This window comes from Moorena sp. SIOASIH (genome assembly GCF_010671925.1).
Classification (GTDB): domain Bacteria; phylum Cyanobacteriota; class Cyanobacteriia; order Cyanobacteriales; family Coleofasciculaceae; genus Moorena.
The window spans coordinates 156,176-172,948 of the sequence record NZ_JAAHIH010000006.1; the positions used below are offsets into that span (position 1 = coordinate 156,176).

General features: G+C 44.0%; 20 protein-coding genes. 15 read left to right on the forward strand and 5 right to left on the reverse strand.

Translation table 11 applies throughout. The features are described 5' to 3' along the window. The first annotated feature begins 276 nt into the window (after positions 1–276). The 3 genes from F6J90_RS32795 (at position 277) to F6J90_RS32805 (ending at position 3,053) form a co-directional block, all read left to right on the forward strand. Positions 277–1,596 (forward strand): DUF2252 family protein, encoded by a 1,320-nt coding sequence (locus F6J90_RS32795; protein WP_293103666.1) that lies wholly within the window; start codon positions 277–279, stop codon positions 1,594–1,596. Positions 1,597–1,767: 171 nt separating this feature from the next. Continuing rightward, on the forward strand, positions 1,768–2,085 hold the full coding sequence (locus F6J90_RS32800; RefSeq protein WP_293103669.1) for a hypothetical protein: 318 nt from the start codon (positions 1,768–1,770) through the stop codon (positions 2,083–2,085). Between the two features lie 122 nt (positions 2,086–2,207). Further along, positions 2,208–3,053, forward strand: coding sequence for a YdcF family protein (locus F6J90_RS32805; RefSeq protein WP_293105258.1), 846 nt, complete (start codon positions 2,208–2,210; stop codon positions 3,051–3,053). Between the two features lie 25 nt (positions 3,054–3,078). Here the strand turns inward: F6J90_RS32805 and F6J90_RS32810 are convergent, their stop codons facing one another. After that, positions 3,079–3,255, reverse strand: coding sequence for a hypothetical protein (locus tag F6J90_RS32810; RefSeq protein ID WP_293103672.1), 177 nt, complete (start codon positions 3,253–3,255; stop codon positions 3,079–3,081). 33 nt (positions 3,256–3,288) lie between these two features. On the opposite strand from F6J90_RS32810, the gene F6J90_RS32815 reads away from it, so the two are divergent. Further along, on the forward strand, positions 3,289–3,513 hold the full coding sequence (locus F6J90_RS32815; protein WP_293103676.1) for a hypothetical protein: 225 nt from the start codon (positions 3,289–3,291) through the stop codon (positions 3,511–3,513). 177 nt (positions 3,514–3,690) lie between these two features. On the opposite strand, the gene F6J90_RS32820 is transcribed toward F6J90_RS32815, so the two are convergent. Then, positions 3,691–3,918, reverse strand: coding sequence for a ferredoxin-thioredoxin reductase variable chain (locus F6J90_RS32820; RefSeq protein WP_293036710.1), 228 nt, complete (start codon positions 3,916–3,918; stop codon positions 3,691–3,693). Between the two features lie 229 nt (positions 3,919–4,147). Continuing rightward, positions 4,148–6,142, reverse strand: coding sequence for a protein phosphatase 2C domain-containing protein (locus F6J90_RS32825; protein ID WP_293103678.1), 1,995 nt, complete (start codon positions 6,140–6,142; stop codon positions 4,148–4,150). A gap of 645 nt (positions 6,143–6,787) precedes the next feature. Between F6J90_RS32825 and F6J90_RS32830 the strand changes: the two genes are divergently transcribed. The 3 genes from F6J90_RS32830 (at position 6,788) to F6J90_RS32840 (ending at position 10,083) form a co-directional block, all read left to right on the forward strand. Continuing rightward, complete coding sequence (locus F6J90_RS32830) at positions 6,788–7,219, forward strand: NfeD family protein (protein ID WP_293103681.1); 432 nt, start codon at positions 6,788–6,790, stop codon at positions 7,217–7,219. A 280-nt stretch (positions 7,220–7,499) separates the two neighbouring features. Then, positions 7,500–8,765 carry an RNA-guided endonuclease IscB gene (gene iscB, locus F6J90_RS32835; protein ID WP_293103684.1) on the forward strand — a complete coding sequence of 422 codons (1,266 nt, stop codon included), beginning with the start codon at positions 7,500–7,502 and terminating at the stop codon, positions 8,763–8,765. A 325-nt stretch (positions 8,766–9,090) separates the two neighbouring features. Continuing rightward, the gene (locus F6J90_RS32840; protein WP_293103686.1) at positions 9,091–10,083 is read left to right on the forward strand and encodes an SPFH domain-containing protein; all 993 of its coding nucleotides are present in this window, start codon (positions 9,091–9,093) and stop codon (positions 10,081–10,083) included. 189 nt (positions 10,084–10,272) lie between these two features. On the opposite strand, the gene F6J90_RS32845 is transcribed toward F6J90_RS32840, so the two are convergent. Then, positions 10,273–10,485 (reverse strand): hypothetical protein, encoded by a 213-nt coding sequence (locus F6J90_RS32845; protein ID WP_293103689.1) that lies wholly within the window; start codon positions 10,483–10,485, stop codon positions 10,273–10,275. Between the two features lie 256 nt (positions 10,486–10,741). Then, positions 10,742–11,152, reverse strand: a complete 411-nt coding sequence (locus F6J90_RS32850) for a Fur family transcriptional regulator (RefSeq protein WP_293103692.1) — start codon at positions 11,150–11,152, stop codon at positions 10,742–10,744. A gap of 294 nt (positions 11,153–11,446) precedes the next feature. Here F6J90_RS32850 and purS point away from each other — a divergent pair, with 294 nt between their 5' ends. The 8 genes from purS to arsC all read left to right on the forward strand — a co-directional run bounded on the left by purS (position 11,447) and on the right by arsC (position 16,732). After that, entirely contained in the window at positions 11,447–11,728 is a 282-nt protein-coding gene (purS, locus tag F6J90_RS32855) for a phosphoribosylformylglycinamidine synthase subunit PurS (RefSeq protein WP_293103695.1), read from the forward strand. Further along, entirely contained in the window at positions 11,725–12,420 is a 696-nt protein-coding gene (gene purQ, locus F6J90_RS32860) for a phosphoribosylformylglycinamidine synthase subunit PurQ (RefSeq protein ID WP_293103698.1), read from the forward strand. Before purS ends, purQ begins: the two co-directional genes overlap by 4 nt. 305 nt (positions 12,421–12,725) lie before the next feature. After that, positions 12,726–13,028: an MSMEG_0570 family nitrogen starvation response protein gene (locus F6J90_RS32865; RefSeq protein ID WP_293103700.1), complete on the forward strand. Its 303-nt coding sequence runs from the start codon at positions 12,726–12,728 to the stop codon at positions 13,026–13,028. A 14-nt stretch (positions 13,029–13,042) separates the two neighbouring features. Continuing rightward, complete coding sequence (locus F6J90_RS32870) at positions 13,043–13,369, forward strand: metalloregulator ArsR/SmtB family transcription factor (protein ID WP_293103703.1); 327 nt, start codon at positions 13,043–13,045, stop codon at positions 13,367–13,369. Positions 13,370–13,740: 371 nt separating this feature from the next. Then, entirely contained in the window at positions 13,741–13,854 is a 114-nt protein-coding gene (locus F6J90_RS32875; RefSeq protein WP_293103706.1) for a VOC family protein, read from the forward strand. A gap of 212 nt (positions 13,855–14,066) precedes the next feature. Further along, entirely contained in the window at positions 14,067–15,323 is a 1,257-nt protein-coding gene (gene iscB, locus F6J90_RS32880; protein WP_293023337.1) for an RNA-guided endonuclease IscB, read from the forward strand. 85 nt (positions 15,324–15,408) lie between these two features. Beyond that, entirely contained in the window at positions 15,409–16,125 is a 717-nt protein-coding gene (locus tag F6J90_RS32885) for an MIP/aquaporin family protein (RefSeq protein WP_293103709.1), read from the forward strand. Between the two features lie 211 nt (positions 16,126–16,336). Next, a complete protein-coding gene (gene arsC / locus F6J90_RS32890; protein ID WP_070393302.1) occupies positions 16,337–16,732 on the forward strand; it encodes an arsenate reductase, glutathione/glutaredoxin type in 396 nt (131 codons plus the stop codon). The last annotated feature ends 41 nt before the right edge of the window (positions 16,733–16,773 follow it).

The following is a 16,773-nucleotide window of genomic DNA, read 5'->3' on the forward strand; positions in this document are numbered from 1 at the left end:
AGGTACACATAATTTTTTGCTAGCATGCCTATTGCTAGCATGCCTATTGCTAGCATGTCTATTCTCTGTAAAGCAAGTAAGTTCTAAACATAAAGAAATGTAAACGAATAGCCTCTTAGAGATCTATTACTAGATGTTTCATAGATTAACGTAATTTTGAGTTGATTGAGTTGAATGATGAAGACTTGTAAACAACCAGTATATGTGAGTGCGTTTGCAATCCTACTTTTACTGACTAACCTATCCTGTTCATCCCCCGACCGACCGGAGCCCCCAATGAAAACCAAGGATCGTGCAACGGTAGTCGTGAAAACCATTCAGGATGCAAACACTGACATTTCCAAGCAAGATCGAGAAACTAAATATTGCAAAATGGCTTGTTCTGAATTTGTCTTCTACCGTGGCACTAACCAACTATTTTGGAAAGATTTTGCTGGCGATAGCCGCCTCAAGGATTTTGGAAATGCCAAAACCAAGATTTGGTTATCGGGAGATATGCATGCCGAGAACTTTGGAGCCTATGATAACAATCGAGGGGAAATCGTTTACGCACTTGATGACTTTGATGATGGAATTATCGCCGATTACCAATATGATGTCTGGCGCATGGCAGCTAGTTTAGCATTGGTCGGTCGTCAGAATGGTTTGTCTGCTGAGGAACAAAACAAGGGGATTGATGCCTTCAGTGAGTCCTATCTTGATACTATGGCCTCCTATCGCGGTAATGATCGTGAACTGGAGACTTACTTCACTAAAGACAATACTTATGGGAAGTTGGATGACTTCCTAGAAGAAGTCGAAGCCAGCGAAAGCCGCCAAAAAATGTTGAAAAAATGGACAGAACTGGACGGAAATCAGCGTCGCTTCAATCTATCCAAGGTTAAGTTAGGCAAACCTACTGCTTCCGAGCGACAGGATATTCAGAATGCGATCCCAGATTATCAGAAAACGTTGACAAAAAAGTTTAAATATGATATAGACTACTTCCGAGTCAAAGATATTGCGCAACGTTTACTGGCTGGCACTGGTTCCTTAGGAATACCCCGGTATTATCTCCTGATTGAAGGGGAGACCTCTTCCCAGAAGGATGACCGGATCTTGGACATTAAATTCCAATCTTCCCCTACTGCCTATGATTACCTAAGTCAGGAGGAACGGGAAAAGTATGATAAAAATTTTAACAATGAGGGTCAACGTCATGCTTTAGCCTATCGAGCCTTAACCAAGTACACCGATAATCACCTGGGCTGGATGAAACTTGGGGATGGGTATTACTCAGTGCGAGAGCGATCGCCATTTAAGGAAACCTTTGATACCACTGAGCTAACTAAAGAGAAACGCTTTGTTAAGCTAGCTGAACAATGGGGTCAAGTGTTGGCAACAGCTCACGCACGAGCTGACAAAGATTTTGATGCCACCTTAGTGCCTTATTCCATAGACAAACAGGTGGATGAGTTGACTGACGGTCGCCACAAGGAGTTTCGGCAATTGGTAAGGGAAGTGGCTTTAACTTATGCTGATCAAGTTGAGAAGGACTATGGTTACTTTATCGAAAAGCTGAAACCCAATAGCTGCTCTAGCGACAATTGTGACTAATCGTTTTACTTGAATTGGCTTTGGTAGAATGTAATCCGTTGATATGGCAAAGGGGAAAGGTTCAATAACAGGATAAGCGGCAAAGGGAGGATTGCGAGCTAGTCCCTATAATCTATAACCTCTAACCTCTAACCTAGAAACAAAACAGCTACATACCTTAGATTGAATCAGATGAATGGTAAGAAAGACGGTTTTTTAAGCGGGCTTCAAATTTTGGTGTTTTTTATCTTAGCCCTTGCCTTGCTGGGATACGACATCCAATTCAGCTTACTATTTGGTGGCATCGGCGCTTTAGCCGGTGGTTTGATAGTTGACTGGTGGCACCACCCAGACAAACCCAGGGACTCACAACCTCAGCAAGCAGAGTATCCCGAGGAAGGTACTTCTGACTTAACTGGCATCCGTTTAGCTGTACAGGAACGAAAAGTTAGAGAAAAGAGGCGCTCACAAGGGTTACTCAATCCTATTAGTAGATTTTTTAGACGTTAAGCAAGAGGAATTAGTTATTGCTATTGGTCAAAGGTAAATACCGAGATATTTAAGATACATTAGTGGCAACTGCTACACCACTCTATGGAATAGATGTGGTTTTATCGTCAATAAAATCTAACATGTTTCTATTTCTCTCAAAGCTATTGCCACTCTTTCTGTACCCCTTGGGCCTGGCTTGTGTGCTACTGGTAGTAGCTTTGGTAATGTCGTGGCGCACCCCTCGCTGGGTACCGATACCCGTGGCTTTGGCATTAATTGTGTTGTTGGTCTCAAGTAATACTTGGGTGACTAACAGCTTAATACGCTCTCTGGAGTGGCAATATCTTCCTACTTCAGAATTACCTGAGGCTGATGTGATCGTAATCTTGGGGGGAGCGACCAAACCGCCTTTTCCACCACGTCCTACTCCAGAAGTAGATGAAGCAGGCGATCGCGTTCTCTATGGTGCTCAGCTATACCGTGAAGGGAAAGCTCCCTGGGTGATTCCTGCTGGTGGTCGGATTGTTTGGGGTTCCAGTAGTAATAACTCTAGCCAACGACTTTCTTCCCAAAGTGCTCAATCCTCACAACGGTTGGCCCCTGAATCAGAAGACATGGCACAGATTCTAGAAGACCTGGGTGTTCCGAGAGCCGCTATCATCCAAGAGTCTAGGTCTTTAAACACTCACCAAAATGCGGTCAATGTGCGGAAAATTTTGGATCAGCGGGATTTGCGCAAGGTATTATTGGTAACTTCGGCCATCCATATGCCTCGTTCTGTCCTAGTGTTCCGGCGTCAGGGTATTGATGTGATCCCAGCACCGACAGATTTTCTAGTGTCCCAACATGAACTAGATGAACCTAGCAGCAGTACTCAAGCTGCTTTGCTACATTCTCTTCCAAATGCTGATCAATTGTCTAGGATTACCCGTGCTATCAAGGAATACATTGGTATAGTCGCTTATCGCATTCGTGGTTGGGTGTAACAAGATTATTATTGTTGCTGAAATATTATCCTTGATAATAGCTTTTATCATAGCTATGAGGTACACAGGATTTTTTCCCTCTTTCCTCTTCCCTTTTCCCTAATTTCCACTCCCTGTTCCCTGTTCCCTGTTCCCTGTTCCCTGTTCCCTGTTCCCTGTTCCCTGTTCCCTGCTCCCTAAAACCCATGAATTTGTACCTCATGAGTTTGAAAATAGCTATATTTTCCTAGTTACTATGCCAGAAGAATTCCAACGGATTGTCCCAGCACCACCACCAGCCGCCGATATGTTTGCCACTTACCAGCTAGCTTATGAGTTTAGCGAGGAAGTACAGCATCGGCAAGAATTTGAGGACTATTGCCAGTGGTATTATTCGACAGCACAAAGCCATCGAGAGGAATTAGAAAAAATGCGCGGTGACATCAACCTTTTTGGTTGGTTCAGTCGCCGCAAGTCGTAGATTAGAATAAACGGATAGCTTATTATCTTAAAAGATGGTATAAAAAATTAAAGTCAACACGGATAGTAATAGATATAAATATATACAGTAATCATCTAAGTTTGTGCTATCCGTGCCGACCTGTTTAAAAATCCCTGTGATGGTGATTATGATTGCTATAGCTAATAATCTAGCCGCCTAGGGGATAATTTCTAGTTCATCTTCACGGAAGTGAACTTTTTTAAATTTTTTGTCAAACTTGACTTGTATTGGTAAATTGGCGCTGACGGGCCTACCTTGCCACTCAGTGATTATTCCAGTGACTTCCCCTTCGAGACCTTTAATATCAAAAGGTTTATTCTTGTGTTCGGGATGGGTATATACCACAACTGATTCTTTGACTCGGACGCGATCGCCAACTTTCATATGATAAGTAACTCTAACTATTCTACGGACATCCCTTACCTAAGCTAGGGTTGGCTCAGGCAACCTTATTATTGTCTCACAGAGTGGGTTGTTTAAATTGAGCACAGTTGTGAGCATAAACAAAATTTAGGTTTAATGGCATTAGTTCCCTGGTCTGATGCCGATGATTCTTGGTTAAAATTATAAGAATAGATTATAATGTAAATTTTTTTCACCCTTAGTTTAACCCTTAGTTATCTGGGAGCTCCTGCTCGGTAGGTGAAGACTCTGGTAGATTGGGATCCGGTGCTGGTAAAAAGCGATCGCGCATTTTCTGGAAGCCCTCAGGAGCGAGTACCCATTGGGTAGTCAGTAAAATAGCTCCAGCACCAACTAGTATACCGACTACCCCCAGCAGCCCAAACACGGCTCTAATCCCATCCCGGTATGAGCGGGTGGTTTCGGGTTTCTTGTCATTGCTTGTGGTTATTTCCCCTGGTAGTGATGGAGTCAGAGCGGTTTGCTGCCCCAGATTAACCACCTGTAGTTCTTTTGAGCTAGACATGTCTCCCAAATTTAGCACTGTCGGATATTGGGGAGAGACAGCACAGTATGTTAGCACCACCGAAATGTCATCTTGACCATTATGTTTAAACCCTAGCTCAATTAAAGACTCAGCTGCCGATTCGACGGAAATTCGGTGGCTATTGACTTTTTGCGGTAAATCTCGACCAAATTTTTCAATCAAGTTGTTGTTGCTCAAGCCATCGGAACACAGCAGCAGCAAACCATCTTCTTCCACAATAAAGCGTCGCACAGTGGGACGAAGTAATTCAGCCTCCTTTGTCCCTAAGGCTTGAGTGAGTGCTTGTGCATCAGATCGCTGCAACGCTTGTCGATAAAGACTACGCCCAAGCTTGACCTCCCGAGTAGCCACATCATCATCCACAGTTAGCTGCTGGCAATAGTCGGGAGTAAGCCAGTAAGCACGACTATCTCCTACACTAGCGATATAGATTTCGTGACCATTGGTTTTCCCTTCTGGTGTATTCACCATTTGGGGAAGTTGTAGCGCTAGAGTTAAGGTAGTAGCCATGCGACGCCGGGATTCTCGTTCTTGTTGATCGTTGCGAGAAGAAATCATGTTATTAGCAACCCGGATAATTGCTGATAGATTCTCGGTTACGAGTTCTGGTGTCATCAGCTCCGGATCTTCGTTCAACTCAGCCAGTAATGCCCGAACCTGTAATTTAATGGACTGTAGTGCTAACTGGCTAGCAATTTCCCCCCCTTCGTGACCACCAATACCATCACAAATAATCGACAGGTGGGGAATCAAGGGGTCTTGGGTTTGCTCTGGGTCCTTAATCAAGTCAGCCTTAGTAGGATAGCAACTGTCTTCGTTGTGGCTGTGACTTGAACCAGTTGCGGTGATACCAGCAATTTTTAACCGTAACGGCTGCTGAGCAGCTTGCTCAAGTAATAGGTGGTTAAGTTGGGATGCGATCGCACTTAAGGATGGGTGTTCAGTTTGCAGGTGTTGGGCAATAGCTTGTAGCTGATCCGCCACAGACACTGATGCTTTGCGACACCAAGCTTCCCAGCATTCTCCTAGCTGTTTAAGACTAGCATCCACAGAGGGTTCACTCACAGAATTCGGTTCGGTAGGGGAGTCTGGGGAAACCAATGTATCAAATCCCCTATCTTCTAGACCATTAGACGGTACAACTGGTGATAAACTCGTATCAGCCATGGTATCCCGATATAATTCCCTTAGTCGCAGCCGCCACCCTTCAACTCGCAAATTAGTTGGCACTAACAGGCTAGAAGCCACACCCAATTCTGATAAGGGTATCCATAATTCCCAAATTTGCCACAGCCAATAGACTTGACGCACTGCGGTAGCAGAAGTCCAAATCGACTCCATTGAGGGATATAAGTTGCCATTGGCATCAATCGGGGCATTTTCTAGCAAAATGACCACATCTTGACCGGGTGTAGACAGGAAATTCCGTTGCTGTGGCAACTGGCATATCCCATAAACCTCTGGCACATGGAGGCAGTGGGGATACAACCGTAGGTAAGGAAGAATATGGCCGTTGAGTTGTTCAGGAAAATCCGGTGGCAGTTCTGGTTGCATATCCTGCCAAATTTGCGGGGCAACTACCTGGTAGCGGTCTGCCACTTGTTCTCCAACTGGTAGCTCTACGGCAGCAGAACCCACTGCCCAAAGATAACGATCCACGGCTAACACCTATGAAGTTAATTTACGGCTATACGGTCAAATTCTAGACGGCTGAGATATAGCGCTACGCTTAGCGTCAGAAGTCAGAAGTCAGAAGTCAGAAGTAAGCTATGACTAAGTTTCGGAGTTTAGAAATGCCAAACACCTTAATGGGTAGTGCTATAAATTAGCTAAGGTCCGCGCTTATGCCCCACGTCCCCACTTGCATGTCGGCGTGGGATGAATGGCAGACAAGAACTTTGATACTTTGTGATCATCTATAATGAACATAGTAGGGTAATCAAATTAAGAGCTAACCGCCACCTACTACCTAAAAATAGAACTTTTTTGTTTGTATTGTTCCGGCGCGGAGGGGCATCTCGTGTCGTCAATAAAGCTTGCCGAGTATCCGTTCCCGTTGGGTGGAGTTGGCAAGAAGCCTACACTGACTCTGCTCTTACAGAGCCGCTGTGCGAACGAGTTCAGTGTAGGAGTATGTCACAAGAGGGCTTGTTTGAGCTTTTAAACATTTTCTCTCAAAGTTGTCTAGTAAATTAAAGAAAATTCAAATAACTCAGCAACCTATATCTTTGTCTGACGTCAGACAAAATAAAGTAGAGTTACCTGCAACTACTCACCCCATACCCCGTATATTATGATGAGCCGATGGTAAGTTCCTCGATGCTTTGGCTAATTGCCGGGTCAATGCTGTGCTTAGTCGAGCTGTTTGTGCCAACAGCGTTTGTTGCTTTCATGATGGGCATCAGTGCTTTGGTGGTAGGATTTGTGATCTCGATTTTGCCCATATCTTATACCCTACAAGTGGGGTTATGGTTGCTGCTTTCCACTGCCTCAGTCTTTTTATCCCGTCGCCTTATGCCCCCTGCTAGAGTGGGAAAAAATTTGGATGCGATGGAAGCTCAAACCTTGACAGAAATTCTGCCAGGGCAAACTGGGCGGGTACTCTATGAAGGGAACTCATGGCGTGCCCGTTGTGAAGACTATGCAGATGCGATCGCACCCAACCAAAAAGTCTACGTAGTGCGCAGGGAAGGCACTACCCTGATTGTTGTGCCTCATCACCTATTGCATGACTGAAGCTCTTGCATAAAATCCGGTAATTTTCGGCAATAACTGAAATTATCTCCTTTCGGCATTTGCCGACGCTGTGCGAACGGGAAGATGCTTGATGCAGGTCCAGGATTAGACCTACGTTAGAGGGGTCATGACACCTACGGGTGAGCGCCAGCTTGTAGCTCTGTCGTCTGATTTTAAGGAACGGAACGAATGGATTTTGTAGGACCGCGTGAATTAGATGTAAAAAGCCCCTTTAACATGACCGAGGCAAACAAAACCCCTTTTTCGGGAGATTGCTTAAATGCAAAATCGAGTTTTTGTGATTGATGTCAACAAGCAACCGCTCAATCCGATTCACCCTGGCAGAGCGAGAAAGCTCTTAAAGCAAGGGAAGGCGGCAGTTTTTAGAACTTACCCGTTTACGATCATTCTCAAAAAAACTGTTCGAGATCCTGTCAATGAACCTCATCGGATTAAATTAGACCCGGGGGCTAAGGTTACTGGCATGGCATTGGTTAATCAGAGAACTGATGCAGTTGTCTGGGCAGCAGAATTAACTCACCGTGGCGACATGATACGGCAAAAGTTAGCTGACCGCCGTCGGGTTCGCCGCAATCGTCGCCATCGTAAAACTCGTTACCGCCCAGCCAGATTTGATCACAGAAAACGCCCTGATGGATGGCTAGCTCCGAGCCTACAACATCGAGTAGAAACTACTATGACTTGGGTCGAGCGCCTGGGTAAATGTTGTTCGATCACGGATCTATCAATGGAATTGGTACGATTTGACACCCAAAAGCTACAAAACCCTGAGATATCAGGGGTACAGTACCAGCAGGGAGTCTTGTTTGGATACGAATTGAGGGAATATCTGTTGACGAAATGGCGACACGAGTGTGCCTACTGCGGTGCCCAAAAAGTCCCGTTAGAAATCGAACACATTCATCCGAAGAGTAAGGGAGGTTCCGATCGAGTTAGCAATCTGGCTATCGCTTGCCATCAATGCAACCAGAAAAAAGGAAACAAGCCTGTAGAGCAATTCCTAAAAAAGAAGCCCGAAGTGTTGAAGCGGTTGCTAGCCCAAGCTAATGCCCCCCTAAAAGATGCAGCGGCAGTCAACTCTACCCGATGGGCATTGTTTAACCGCCTTCAGGAAACTGGATTAGCCATTGAAATTGGCACGGGAGGTTTGACAAAATACAACCGGACTCTTCAAGGACTACCCAAAACTCATTGGTTAGATGCAGCTTGTGTGGGAAAAAGTACACCCATGTTAAACATCGCCACTTCCCAGCCACTACTAATTACTTGCACTGGGCGTGGTGGTCGTCAGAAAGCTGCTATCAACAAATACGGATATCCAATCCGTCACAATCCATTAAAGCCAATCAAGGGATGGCAAACTGGGGATATTGCCAAGCATAGAGTGCATGGAATCGGTAGAATTACCCCCAGAAGTCGCGGTAGTTTTGTGTTGAGCAAACCTGACAAAACCAAGAAGTCAGTCAAGCCAATAGACCTAAAACCTGTCTTCAGAAGAGATGGCTATTCGTATAAATGGGCTTGATTTCCCGCAAATTACCAGTTTTTTGGTATTCTGATCGACCAAGGGTGCTCTGCCAGGTTCAGGGGATAGTGATGGGTTAATGGGGTGATGGAGTAATAGAGTCAATGCTAGATCTATTAGTCCCCCTAGTTACTAGTTTTTGGTAATCTTCCTTCTAACCCAGTCCAATGTTTTTTGTCAAAAAACAGTTTAAAAGTCAGGTTGGACAAAGGGGAATAGAGTCAGCTTCAACTAAATCAGTCTAAATAAGTTTTCTGTCCTCCCCCACTCATCCGGTCCCCCTCTAACAAATTTGTACAACACTACCCGAAAGGGAGGAAAGAGCGTGTCACAGTGGTTTTTGCTTGTCTTTTTAGCTTTGGGCGGTTCAGGTCTTCTCGGTTCCGTCAAGATTATTAATCAAGGAAACCAAGCCTTAGTGGAACGGTTGGGAAAATATAGTGGCAAAAAACTTGAACCTGGGCTCAACTTTGTTATTCCTGTGATTGAGCGGGTGGTTTTCCAGCAAACCATTCGGGAAAAAGTCCTTGATGTGCCACCTCAGCCTTGTATCACCTCCGACAATGTTTCCATTACCGTTGACGCTGTGGTTTACTGGCGGATCATGGATATGGAGAAAGCTTACTATAAGGTCGAAGACCTGCGCTCCGCCATGCAGAACTTGGTGCTAACCCAGATTCGAGCCGAAATGGGTAAACTGGAACTGGATCAAACCTTTACCGCTCGCTCTCAAATCAATGAAACCCTACTGCGGGAATTAGACATTTCCACTGATCCTTGGGGGGTTAAAGTCACCCGGGTTGAACTGCGGGATATTGTACCGTCTCAGGCAGTGCAGGACTCAATGGAGTTACAAATGTCCGCAGAACGCCGTAAGCGGGCGGCAATTTTGACCTCTGAAGGGGAACGAGAATCTGCGGTTAACACTGCCAGAGGTAAAGCCGAGGCACTAGAGTTAGATGCTGCAGCCCGTAAAAAAGCTGCGATTATGGATGCTGAAGCCCAACAACAGGCAATAGTTCTCAAAGCTCAGGCAGAACGACAGCAGCAGGTTCTAAAGGCACAAGCCACTGCTGAGGCTCTGAAAATTGTGGCTAAGACTCTTAATAATGACCCGAATGCTCGTGATGCCCTCCAGTTTTTACTGGCTCAGAATTATATCGATATGGGTATGCAAGTTGGCAGTAGCGACAGTAGTAAAGTTATGTTCATGGATCCTCGCAGCATTCCAGCAACCATTGAAGGGATGCGTTCGATTGTTGGTGATGGAGACAAGGTTAATCCCAATTCCCTAGGTATTGAGATGAATCAAAGGTAAAGTTCAGCGTCAATTAGCCATACCTAGACGGGTATCCCCGTTTAGGTGGGGCTTGTGTCTAAACATAAAAAGTCTGCCAATTAAGCAAATCTATAGCTGTTAATACAGCCAAGGGATATAGGAGTCTATTGACAGCGGTTAAAGCCAACGCAGTTTTAACCCGTTGGCCATGGGATAACCACAGAATTCCTAAATCCCTTGAGAAAGTTGCTTAGAACAGAACATCTCACGAGATTCTTGCTTAACATTACCATTCATCACAGCTAGCTGTAGCTTCATGAAGGCATTTAAGTCTTCCAGTGGATATTTTCTGGTTAGAAGCTGCCGTAGCTTATCCTCTTCTGTCACGCTCAAATAGCCAGTTTTGAGCGCTTGTTGTACAACTTCCCTGATATTAGCCATAACACAAGCACCTATTAAAATCAGTTAGCACCTTGGAGGCTGAAAGTCTGGCAAAAGCCAATTGAGACTATCCCTCCACAGTACTTATCACCCTTTTTTAAGCTTTTTACGCTTTTTATGATGTAGACGACACTTAATCTGTGTGCAATGTTCCATTGTACATTGTACTGATATCGTGTCTTTGGCTAGGTAAGCGCGTCGCCAGCATCACCAAGCTTCTGTTAGCATGGCTGTTTTAGGTGATTCAAGTATTATCTCATTCTGGCTGTTGATATTCTGTAGCATTGGTTACAGAACACTGTTCACATAATCCGAAAAACTCCAAGGTATGGTAAAAAATAGTGAATTGATAAGAATCTTGCAACTTCTTCTCTAACTGAGGTACAGGGCATTCCTCAATGGGAATAGACAATCCACAATTGAGGCAAGTGAGGTGGTGTTGATCCTCTTGTACACCACTGTAGAGGGATTCTCCACTACCAAGAGTCCGGACTTGCACCATTCCTTCTAGTTTCAAAGCATCCAAAGCGCGGTAAACTGTAGCCAAACCCATAGATTGCTTACGTTTGCGCAGCTCGACATAAAGATCTTGGGCCGACATAGCCCGATTTAAGGTTGTGAGCAGTTTCAGAATTCGCTCTTGGGAGCGGGTGCGTTGGCCTTTCATTAATCTTTTTTTAATATCCTAGAATTTTTTTGATGTTAATGGTGCTTGTTGGTTCAAACTGTAAAGAAGGATGAATGATCAACGGATCATCAGCAATAGTTAGCGCGGCTGTGCCCAAATCCCAGGATTAGGCTAGGGCTGGTTACACGCTGTGGCAGCTAAAAAAAATACTAGCTCAAAAAATACTAGTTGCTGAGTTACCTATAAGTCACCTAATTGATAGACTTTTTTAATCCTTGATCGTTCATCCTTGATATTATATCCATTATCATTATATAGTCAAAGGGGAGAGTTGTGATTAACAAATATCAGGCTTCTATTTATGTTACACTTAGAAATTCCGTATTGGATCCAGCCGGTGTAGCTGTTGAGTCAGGACTGAAGCAGCTAGGCTATGAGAGTATAGAAGAGGTGCGTATTGGTAAATATATCGAACTTAGCCTGAGTGCAGCAAATGAAGATATGGCGCGAGAACAATTGAATCAGATCTGTGACCAGCTCTTAGCCAACCCAGTTATTGAAAATTATCGCTTTGAATTGGTTGAGATTTCAGCACAACTAGGAGTGGAAGCATGAAATTTGGGGTGGTGGTCTTTCCTGGGTCAAACTGTGATCGCGATGTGGCCTATGTTACAACTAGCTTACTCCAATGTCCAACCCGGATGGTTTGGCATCAAGAAACCGATATTTCTGACTTAGATGTGGTGGTACTCCCTGGGGGCTTTAGCTATGGGGATTACCTGCGCTGTGGCGCAATTGCTCAGTTTTCTCCGGTGATGCCAATGGTTGTAGACCATGCTAAGCAGGGTAAGTTTGTCCTGGGCATTTGTAATGGCTTCCAGATGCTGACGGAAATGGGGATGTTACCAGGGGCATTAGTCAGAAATCGGGACTTACATTTTATTTGCGATCGCGTTCCAGTTAAAGTAGAGCGCACTGATTTATATTGGACTACAGCTTATCACCCAGGAGAAATTATAACTCTACCTATTGCCCATGGTGAAGGTCGCTACTACGCTGATGCTGAGACTCTCAAAGCTCTCGAAGATAATGGTCAGGTCTTGTTTCGTTACTCCACTGTTTCAGGAGAGATAGAGACAACAGGTAATCCCAATGGTTCCCTAAATAACATTGCCGGAATTTGTGATCCCACTGGCAAAATTTTGGGTATGATGCCCCATCCAGAACGAGCAGCTGATCCGATGTTAGGCAATATCGATGGGATGAGATTGTTTCAGAGTTTGTTAAAGACTTTTGAGGATTGCTAGTTTTTTGGATACCACCAATTACTGATAACTGCGACCGCTAGATGGGTCGGATCAATATTATGTTTGTGCCACAGATGCCAATAACACCAAACCTGGTTGACTGATAAATATTTCCAAAAAATTCAGTTTAGGATGTTTGTAATTGGTTGCTGTAAATGCTGTAAAGGGTATTTAAAAAAAACTAAAAAGAAGCAGAGGTTAGCCCTTGAATGGACGACGAGGATTTGTTAAAGTTTATCGTTATAATTAGTAAAATAAAGAATTCCAAATCGAAAATATAAAATTCGATAAGATAAGATAAGAAGATGCCTGAAACTAACTTCCAAATTCAATGGCCTGATGGTTCTCAGGAACTTTGCTATTCTCCTTCTCTAGTAGTCAAGAAATATTTGAATTCTGATCAAGACTATTCCCTTTCGGAATTTGTGGCACTGTCTCGGACTGCACTTGAGGATGGTAGTAATCGGGTCAAAGCTCAATTTGGTTTCCCTTGTAGCAAAGCACTAGGACAACTGAAGCAAATAGAAGACACAGCGAAGAAGTATAGTAATCTATCTGAGCCAAAAGTGCGATTACTCAAATTTATCGATGTCCAACCCACAGAATAATTCAATAAAAATTGATGCAAGCCACTTCTGCTCCAGACTCCACTACTATCCTCGCTGGCTTCCATGCTCTTTCCGATCCCCTGCGCCTGGCAGTGATTGAGCTACTGCGATCGCAAGAGTTGTGTGTTTGTGATTTATGTGATCGCTTAAATGTCCAGCAATCAAAACTATCATTTCACCTGAAAACCCTTAAACAAGCTGGTCTGATTCGCCCCCGCCAACAGGGAAGGTGGATGTACTACAGCCTGAATTTGCCCCAGTTTGTGGTTTTAGAGCAATATTTGGCAGAATTTCGTCGCACAGGTGTGATGGTACCTGCCCGTAATTGTTGCTCAGACTAGTTTAGAGCCTAGCTTGAATGGCTCTAGGGTTCTGATCATGGTATAGAGCGTCCTATAGCAACGACCCTGTCAACTGCTTCTGATCTACCTAAATACCATTAGCCTAATATAGCACTACCTATTAAGGTGTTTGACATTGATACAAGCAGCAAAAGGTGCGACCCGTGGCGAATTTAATTCTTAATGCGGAAAGCGCACCTAAGCTGTTTTAGTCCACTTTTGCCTGTTGCCTGTTGCCTGTTGCCTCTTGCCTTGCGCGTAGCGCTATACCATTAGCCAATTCAGCCGATGGCTTAACTATTATTTAAGCAATAAATCAATTTTTTTTGATATATTAGGATTAACTAATTAGTAAAACAGGAGGGATATTCATGGCTACTCTCAAAACTCATGTCTCCCTGAATGTCACTGACCTTCACAAATCTGTGACATTTTACCACGCCATGTTTGGTGTGTCTCCAGTTAAATACAAGGCTCTTCGTTAAAGCCTGGCAATTCCCGGTAAACTCTGGGATTGCCTAGCGAAGATGCAGACTAAGGATTAGTTTCCTACGTTGGTCTGGTCAGGATACCCGAGGGTGACCTCCAGCTCCCGGCTCTATCGCTAACTATTAAGAAAAGGCAAAATGTGTGGTTAGCATGACAAGCCATTCCAACATTGTCGAGGAACACATTACCGAATTGAGTTGCACTAATCATGCAGAATTACGTATTCGTTATTGACACAAACAAGCAACCATTAAACCCTATTCCACCAAAGAAAGCTCGCCGGTTATTAAACAAAGGTAAGGCTGCCGTTTTTAGGATGTACCCGTTCACAATCATCTTAAAGACTGCGATCAATAATCCAACCATCTCACCTTGTCAAATAAAGATTGACCCTGGTAGTAAGGTAACTGGATTTGCCCTAGTCCAAAACAACCAAGTTATTTGGGGAATGGAATTAGAGCACAGAGGAGGATTAATTAAGAAAAAACTAGAGTCTAGAAGCGCTGTAAGGCGTAGGAGACGTAACCGCAACACCCGCTACAGGAAACCCAGATTCCTTAACCGTAAGCGTCCAGAGGGATGGCTTCCACCTAGTCTAGAACACAGGATTTTGACTATTCAGACTTGGGTAAAACGATTGATTAAATTCTGCCCAGTCAATGAGATTTGGGTCGAAAGGGTTAAGTTTGACACCCAAAAAATGCAAAATCCTGAAATCAGTGGCATTCAGTACCAGCAAGGAGAGTTAGCCGGATATGAGGTTAGAGAGTACTTACTTGAAAAATGGGGAAGAGAATGCACTTACTGTGGTAAGCAATCCGTTCCATTGCAAATCGAACACATTCACCCAAGGTCACTTGGTGGAAGCGATCGCGTAAGTAATCTTTGTTTGGCTTGTAAAAAGTGTAATCAACGCAAAGGTAACAAGCCTATAGAAGACTTCTTAAAAAAGAAGCCAAGTCTACTGCAAAAAATCAAATCTAAAGCTAAGCAGCCATTAAAAGATGCAACAGCAGTAAATGCAACTCGGAACAAGTTAGTTAAGGTACTTCAATTAATCAAGGTTGTGGTCACCGGAACGGGAGCGCAAACCAAATACAACCGGACTAGATTAGAACTACCTAAGCAGCACTGGATTGATGCCGCTTGTGTTGGGGATATTGAGACCTTAGTGTTGAGAACCTCTCAGCCGCTGTTAGTCACTTGCAAGGGACCCGGAGGGAGACAGAAAGCAGCACTTAACAAATACGGTTACCCCATCAGACACAATCCATTAAAACCAATCAAAGGCTGGGTTACTGGGGACATAGCCCAGCATCCTCTACTAGGAATAGGCAAAGTCACCCCTAGAAGCAAAGGAAGCTTTGGATTTACCCCGTTAGGAACCAAGGGCTACAAAAGTTGCAAACCTCAAGATATATCGGCAATATACCGAAAAGATGGATACACTTATAGCTTTTGCTAGTATCTGCCGAGATTTACCAGGGAATAGTTGTCCTGGAAGTTCCTGTTAAATCCTCCTGCTGTGGCTAAATTTAGATCACCATTAAATGAGAATCCGCAAACTGATACCCAAACAAACTCTCTGGTCCTTAATATCCCATTGCTGGCGAGAGGCAGTAACTGAGGGCATGGCTACATTTATCTTAGTTTTTGTTGGCACTGGTGCTGTCATGGTTAATCACATCACTGGTGGAGCCTTAACTCATCTGGGCGTCAGTTTTGTGTTTGGAGCAGTGGTCGCTGCTTTAATCTATGCCACAGGACATATTAGCGATGCCCATATTAACCCAGCTGTGACTCTTGCTTTCTGGGCTAGTGGCTTTTTTCCTGCTCGCAAAGTGTTACCTTATATCCTGGCTCAATGCATTGGTGCGATCGCTGCTTCAACATTACTGTTGTTGACACTGGGGTATGTTGCTGATCTTGGCGCAACTCTGCCTCTACAAGGGAACTGGTTTCAATCCTTAGTGCTGGAAGTAGTACTCACCTTTATCTTAATGTTTGTGATCTTAGGCTCTGGTCTCGACCGCCGTGCTCCCATTGGCTTTGCTGGTTTGGCTATTGGCTTAACCGTAGCATTAGAAGCAGCTTGCTTCGGACCAATTACCGGTGCCAGCATGAATCCAGCCCGTTCATTGGGGCCAGCCCTAGTAGCTGGGATTTGGCAACATCAATGGATTTATTGGGTTGCCCCAATTGTAGGAGCGCAATTAGCCGTGATTGCCTATCGGCAACTTTCCCATGGATTTCGGGATATTCAATAAAAGCATAGCTAAGCTAAAACGCATTTAAAATGGGTTTTAGCAAGGCAATAGGCAATAGGCAATAGGCAATAGGCAATAGGCAATAGGCAATAGGCAATAGGCAAAAGAGGAGTGGATTCTATTTTTTTTAGTTAATTTCAATAATATACAGTTTAAATGTATAAAATTTAAGCTAAAAACTAACAAATAACAACTAACAAAAAAAATAACTATGAAACAAATCATGTTTGTTTGTAAAAGAAATTCCTGCCGCTCTCAAATGGCAGAGGGTTTTGCTAGAACCTTAGGAGAAGGGAAGATTTCTGTTACTAGTTCTGGACTAGAAGCAAGCCGAGTTCATCCTACGGCAATTCAAGTCATGGATGAAATTAACATAGATATTACTGACCAGACGTCTAATCCTTTAGACGATTTCAAGGCTGAAGACTATGATGCTGTCATTTCCTTGTGCGGCTGTGGTGTTAATTTACCAGAAGCCTGGGTATTACGAGATGTGTTTGAAGATTGGCAGCTCGATGATCCTGATGGGCAACCACTAGAGACGTTTCGCCGTGTCCGAGATGAAATTAAAGAACGAGTAGCTAAGTTAGTGGAAACCTTGAGCTAATTAGTTGGTTTACGGTTAATTTCAAGGACTTATCAACAGCC